This window comes from Brevundimonas sp., from assembly GCF_018608325.1.
Classification (GTDB): domain Bacteria; phylum Pseudomonadota; class Alphaproteobacteria; order Caulobacterales; family Caulobacteraceae; genus Brevundimonas.
In genome coordinates this window covers 1-5333 of sequence record NZ_JABAZW010000124.1, presented here as the reverse complement: position 1 = coordinate 5333, position 5333 = coordinate 1, and the positions used below count along the sequence as shown (strand labels likewise).

The window sequence follows — 5333 nt, the reverse complement described above, 5'->3', positions numbered from 1 at the left end:
AGGATTTCAGCGAAGCTGCCCAGTGCACGGCGCGCTGGAGGCCTGCGCGCCCTGAGGCCTGCGCGCGCTGGAGGCCCGCGCCCTGATGGATCTGGGCCGGTTCGACCACGCGATGGAGGTGCTGGACCGCGACCAGTCGGCGTCTGCGCGTGAAGTTCGCGCCGATGTGCTGTGGAAACAGCAGAAATGGGCCGAGGTGGCGCAGCAGTACGAAGGGCGTCTGGGCGACCGCTACAAGACGGCTGGAACGCCGCTGAGCCCGTCAGAGGAGGGGTGGCTGATCCGGGCAGGCGTCGGTTATTCGCTCAGCAACAACCGCGCGGCCCTGACGCGTCTGCAAGGCCAGTATTCGCCCTTCATCGCGGGCGCCCGCTCGGCCAACGCCATGCGGGTGGCGCTGGACGACAGCCTGTCCGGCGTGGCGGGGACGAGCGATTTCGCAGGCCTGACCGCGGGGGCCGACACCTTCGTCGGCTGGGTCACAGCGGCCAAACAGGATTTCCGAAAGGAAACGGGCGGAGATCGCCCCGCGACCCCCGCCCGTTAAATCGGCACATTTGATCCCGGATGGGATCAGAAGGCTTAGCCGTTGACGGCGTCCTTCAGGGGCTTGGAGACGCGGAAGCGCACAGCCTTGGAAGCAGCGATCTTGATGGTCGCGCCGGTCGCCGGGTTGCGGCCTTCGCGCTCAGCGCGGGCAGCGGTGTCGAAGACGCCCAGGTTCGAGATGCGGACATCGCCGCCGGCCTTCAGGCTGGCGTGGATGTTTTCGACGATGGCGGTCAGCACCTTGCCTGCGTCGGCCTGCGAAACACCAGCGTCTTTGGCGACGGCGGCGATCAGTTCGGCTTGAGTGGTCATAGGGGTCGTTTCCAGTGTTAGTCGCCCGATTCAGGGCGAGGACTGGAGGATCAACACGGAAATCGCCGAGCATTGCAAGCGTCGAAAACGCTCAAAGCCTTACAGGGCGGGGGATTATCCGGTCCCCGACCCCCGCTGGAAGCTCTCGACCAGGCTCCCGGCGACCAGTCTCCAGCCGTCCACGAGCACGAAAAAGATCAGTTTGAACGGCAGGGATACAACCACTGGAGGCAGCATCATCATGCCCATCGACATCAGCACGCTGGCGACCACCAGATCGATCACAAGGAACGGAACGAAAAGGAGAAATCCTATTTCGAACGCCTTCTTCAACTCGCTGATCATGAAGGCCGGCGTGACCACCCGAAGTGGCAGGTCCTGCAGGTTCGGGGTCGGCTGGATCTTGCTCAAACGGGTGAACAGGGCGAGGTCCGAACGGTCCACCTGGGCCAGCATGAAAGTCTTCACAGGTTCCGATGCCTGATCGAAGGCCTGGGGCAGTTCGATCTGCTGATCCATCAAGGGGCGGATGCCCGAATCATAGGCGTCCTGCCAGGTCGGGGCCATGACGATGGCGCTCAGGAACATGGCCAGAGACACCAGAACCGCGTTTGGCGGAGACTGCTGCAGGCCCAGCGCCGTGCGCAGCAGCGACAGAACCACGACGATCCGCACGAAGCTGGTCGTCATGATGACGATGGACGGGGCCAGGGACAGCACCGTCATCAGGCCGACCAGTTGGACGACGCGCTGGGTCAGGCCCGCTCCGTTTCCCAGGTCGATATTGATGGCCGAACCGCCCTGCGCCGCCTGCTGGGCCAGGGCTGCGACGGGCCAGACCAGGCAAACCAGGGTGGTGAACAGCGACAGGATGGCGGCGCGTTTCAACTCTGCGCCGGTCGGCGCGCCCCACCAGCTCAGTTTGGGCGCACGGGCTGTTGCGGCTGAGGCGGAAGGGCTGTGTTTCACTGGGCCGCTCCCGGCTGACGCGGTTCGATCAGTTCGCGGCCCTCGCCCAGCAGGATCAGGCGTTCCTCGTCATCGACCCGCACAAGAACCAGACGGCGCGCGGGGTCCAGCACCAGGGTCTCGACCACCTGCAGGCGCCGTGCGCCTTTTTCGGCGCTGAGCCGGGCCATCAGTTTGGGCGCATAGCGTCGTGCAGCCCAGGCGGCGACGCCGATCAAACCCAGGGTGAAGGCCAGACCGAAGACGGCCCGGGCAAGATCGAGGAGATTCATACGCTAAAAGGCCCCGCGCGGTCGGCGCTGTCCCCATAAGTCTTAACCACCACGGTTAACGAGGCGTTGAGATAACGGCCTATTAACCATGCAGGCGGCATTTTCTGCCGATCGCGCGCATCCGCGTTGCACGGGAGACCGCCATGGGCGTCGCCGACATACCTCTGCTGGGCCAGATCAAGGGCCGTCTGGGCTGGCTGGACGAGCGCCAGCGCCTGATCGCAGAGAACGTGGCCAACTCGGACACGCCGGGCTTTGTCGGGCGTGATCTGAAGATGCCGACCGACTTCGCTGCAGCCATGCGCTCGCGCGGAGGCGGCGCCGTGCAGATGGAGCGCACCAGCGGCGCCCATTTCACGCCGCCCGGATCGGGTTATCGGTTCGAGACGACCAAGTCGCCGGATTCGGAAACCACGCTGGACGGCAACTCGGTCGTGGTGGAGGAGCAGATGCTGAAGATGGCTGAGAGCCGCATGGCCTATGACGCCGCCATCGGCTTCTATCAGAAATCCATGTCGATGATTCGCATGGCGGCCAAGAAGCCCGGTGCGGGTTGAGGAACTGATCCATGCCTGATCCCATCCCCCCCTCGAATCCCTCCATGGCCGTCGCCGCCTCCGCCCTCAAGGCGCAGCAGTCGCGGATGCGGCTCATTGCGGAGAATATCGCCAACGCCCAGTCGACGGCCCGCACGCCGGGCGGCGAGCCCTATCGCCGCCAGATTCCGGTTTTCCAGCCGCGCGATGTCGACGGCGCAACCGGCGTGGCCCTGGCTGAGGTCCGTCCTGATCTGGGTGACTTCAAGATGGACTATGACCCGTCGCACCCGGCGGCGAACGCTCAGGGCTATGTGATGCGGCCCAATGTCGACACCCTGGTCGAGGCGATGGATATGCGCGAGGCGCAGCGCGCCTATGAGGCCAATCTGAACGTCATCGAGACGGCGCGGTCGATGGACGCCCGCACCCTCGACATCATCAAGCGCTGAGGAAGCCTAAGTCATGAACCCCATGATGGCCGCCCGCGCCTATGCCGCCGTTCAGGGTGTCGCCGCGCCCACGGCGCCCACAGCGTCCGCCGCCAACGCGCCCGGCGTCGGCGACGGCGGTTTCGCCGATCTGGTCAAGAACGCCATGACCGACATGGCGCAGCAGTCGAAGGCGGCGGAAACCCAGATGGCCAGCTCCATCCAGGGACAGGGCAGCCTGATCGACGTGGTCACGGCCCTGAGCTCTGCCGAGGCCTCGCTGGAAACCGTCATCTCGGTCCGCGATCAGGTGATCTCGGCCTACAAGGAAATCATGGCGATGCCGCTCTAGAGCGGATGACGGCTGATCGTCACCTTCGAACGCCCGCCTGCCGTCTGCATCAGCTCGCGCGTGGTGCCTTCCAGGCGCAGGCCCGTCAACACCCCGGTCGCATAGGCGCCGGTGTCCACCCCGATGCGGCGATAGTCGGCGTGAACCGCCTCTGACGGCGTATGGCCGTGGACCACCACCCGTTCGAACGGATCGGGATTGTCGAGGAAGGGCTGGCGCACCCACATCAACTGGCGCGGGTCCTGCTGGTCCAGAGGCACGCCCGGCTCTGCGCCAGCGTGGGCGAAGAAATAGTCGCCGATGGAGACGCTGTACTGCAGGCCGTTCAGGAAGGCGCGCTGGCGGTCGCTGACGGCGGCGTTCAGCGCCTCGCAGGCGGCGGTCCAGCCCTCGGCGTCGGTCTTCAGCATCGGCGGAATGACGCCATAGGACAGCAGGGCTTCGCGCCCGCCATAGTCGCACCAGCCCGGCCCCAGGTCGGCGTCGGTCAAAAAGGCTTCCATCCGCTCTTCGTGGTTGCCGCGCAGGAAGTGGGTCTCGATCAGGCCCTCTGCCTTGATGGCGGCCAGCCGGTCGATGACGCCCTTCGAATCCGGGCCTCGGTCGATGTAGTCGCCCAGGAAGACGATGACCTTTCGCCGTGCAGGCGAGCGGATCAGGTCTTCGATCATCGCATCCGCCAGCGGCTCCAGCAGGTCCAGACGCCCATGCACATCGCCGACAGCCCAGACGACGGTGTCGTCTGGGGTCGCAGCGGTGCGCGCAGGCGCGGCCTTTGGGCGGGATTTGAACAGCTTGCCGAACATCAGGCCTAGATCAGCGGTCTGACGGCGCTTGGCAAGCGTCGTCTTGTCAGAAGAAGCGTTCGCCGATGCGGATGGTGTCGCCCGGCGCCACCTGGGTCGCGGTGGTCAGCGGGAAGGCCTGTTCGCCCACGCCGTCGGCGCGCTTGATGTAAACCACCCGTGTGTTGGCGCGGTAGGAGAAGCCCTCGGCCGTGGCCACGGCGTTCAGCACCGTCAGGTTGTTGGTGTAGGGATATTCGCCCGGCTTCTTCACTTCGCCCAGGATGTAGAAGGGGCGGTAGTTCAGCACTTCGGCCGAGACGCGCGGTTCGTTGATATAACCCTGACGCAGGGCCTGGGCGATTTCTTCCTGAAATTGGCCGATGGTCAGGCCGGCCGCCTGAACTTCGCCGATCAGGGGCAGAGAGACCTTGCCGCTGCCGCCGACGATGAATTCGCCGGTCAGGGCTTCTTCGCCGAAGACGTTGACGCGAACCTTGTCCGCCGCGCCCAGACGATATTCTGGCACCGAGCGAACAACGACGGGCTCATCGCCCGACGGAGCGACAATGGCCGCCAGGGATTCGGCGCCAGCTGGCGACGAGGCGCAGCCGGACGCGCCGACAACCAGCATCAGGCCCACAAGCCCTGCGCGCAACCAATTCAGCATGTGAGCTGTCCCCAATCGAAACTTGAGCTCTCTATAGCGTAAGGCGAAGCCTGTTTCCAAGTCATCGATGACCGCAATGCAGCATTGGCAGGCGGGGGCCGTTCAGCGTCTGATTTGAACAGGCGATCTGTCAGTCGTTCGCAACGCCATGAAATGCATCCGTACGGATGATCAGAGATTTTGCGTTGCGGCCGTGCGGGCTGTAAGCGGTGCCAGCGCCCAGCCGCCTGTTCGATGTTCGAATGCGGCGGATCAGCGCATGAGGACGCTGCGGCGTCGAGGGGGAGCGTCTTTCATGAAGCCCAGCGTCGTCTATGGACTGAAGCTCGGCGTCGCCGCTGTTCTGGCGGGCGCTGCGTTCTGTCGGCGGGCGCCGCCGCCCTGAGCCTGGGCGGCGGTTCAGATCTGATGGATCTGGCGGGTCAGCATGAAAACCGCGCCGAGGCTTTGCTGGCGG

10 protein-coding genes are annotated in these 5333 nt (G+C 65.1%); 5 read left to right on the top strand and 5 right to left on the bottom strand.

Features of this window, described 5'->3' with window-relative positions; genetic code table 11:
• Window positions 1-85 precede the first annotated feature (85 nt).
• Window positions 86-547, top strand: a complete 462-nt coding sequence (locus QZ281_RS12170) for a hypothetical protein (RefSeq protein ID WP_292228714.1) — start codon at window positions 86-88, stop codon at window positions 545-547.
• A 35-nt stretch (window positions 548-582) separates the two neighbouring features.
• On the opposite strand, the gene QZ281_RS12165 is transcribed toward QZ281_RS12170, so the two are convergent.
• The 3 genes from QZ281_RS12165 to QZ281_RS12155 form a co-directional block, all read right to left on the bottom strand.
• Window positions 583-861, bottom strand: a complete 279-nt coding sequence (locus QZ281_RS12165; protein ID WP_008263548.1) for an HU family DNA-binding protein — start codon at window positions 859-861, stop codon at window positions 583-585.
• Window positions 862-975: 114 nt separating this feature from the next.
• Entirely contained in the window at window positions 976-1782 is an 807-nt protein-coding gene (gene fliP / locus QZ281_RS12160; protein ID WP_292228718.1) for a flagellar type III secretion system pore protein FliP, read from the bottom strand.
• 44 nt (window positions 1783-1826) lie between these two features.
• Window positions 1827-2102, bottom strand: a complete 276-nt coding sequence (locus tag QZ281_RS12155; protein ID WP_292228712.1) for a flagellar biosynthetic protein FliO — start codon at window positions 2100-2102, stop codon at window positions 1827-1829.
• Between the two features lie 143 nt (window positions 2103-2245).
• Between QZ281_RS12155 and QZ281_RS12150 the strand changes: the two genes are divergently transcribed.
• The 3 genes from QZ281_RS12150 to fliE are packed head-to-tail and all read left to right on the top strand — an operon-like array spanning window position 2246 to window position 3421.
• Entirely contained in the window at window positions 2246-2659 is a 414-nt protein-coding gene (locus QZ281_RS12150; protein WP_292228710.1) for a flagellar biosynthesis protein FlgB, read from the top strand.
• A 44-nt stretch (window positions 2660-2703) separates the two neighbouring features.
• The gene (gene flgC, locus QZ281_RS12145; protein WP_292228716.1) at window positions 2704-3090 is read left to right on the top strand and encodes a flagellar basal body rod protein FlgC; all 387 of its coding nucleotides are present in this window, start codon (window positions 2704-2706) and stop codon (window positions 3088-3090) included.
• A 13-nt stretch (window positions 3091-3103) separates the two neighbouring features.
• The gene (gene fliE / locus QZ281_RS12140) at window positions 3104-3421 is read left to right on the top strand and encodes a flagellar hook-basal body complex protein FliE (protein WP_292228708.1); all 318 of its coding nucleotides are present in this window, start codon (window positions 3104-3106) and stop codon (window positions 3419-3421) included.
• Here the strand turns inward: fliE and QZ281_RS12135 are convergent.
• Both QZ281_RS12135 and QZ281_RS12130 read right to left on the bottom strand, forming a co-directional pair.
• Complete coding sequence (locus tag QZ281_RS12135) at window positions 3418-4227, bottom strand: metallophosphoesterase family protein (protein ID WP_292228706.1); 810 nt, start codon at window positions 4225-4227, stop codon at window positions 3418-3420. The genes fliE and QZ281_RS12135 overlap by 4 nt on opposite strands.
• Before the next feature lie 46 nt (window positions 4228-4273).
• The gene (locus QZ281_RS12130; RefSeq protein WP_292228705.1) at window positions 4274-4876 is read right to left on the bottom strand and encodes a polysaccharide biosynthesis/export family protein; all 603 of its coding nucleotides are present in this window, start codon (window positions 4874-4876) and stop codon (window positions 4274-4276) included.
• A 234-nt stretch (window positions 4877-5110) separates the two neighbouring features.
• Here QZ281_RS12130 and QZ281_RS12125 point away from each other — a divergent pair.
• On the top strand, window positions 5111-5333 hold a 223-nt coding region (locus QZ281_RS12125), incomplete at its 3' end, for a hypothetical protein (RefSeq protein WP_292228703.1).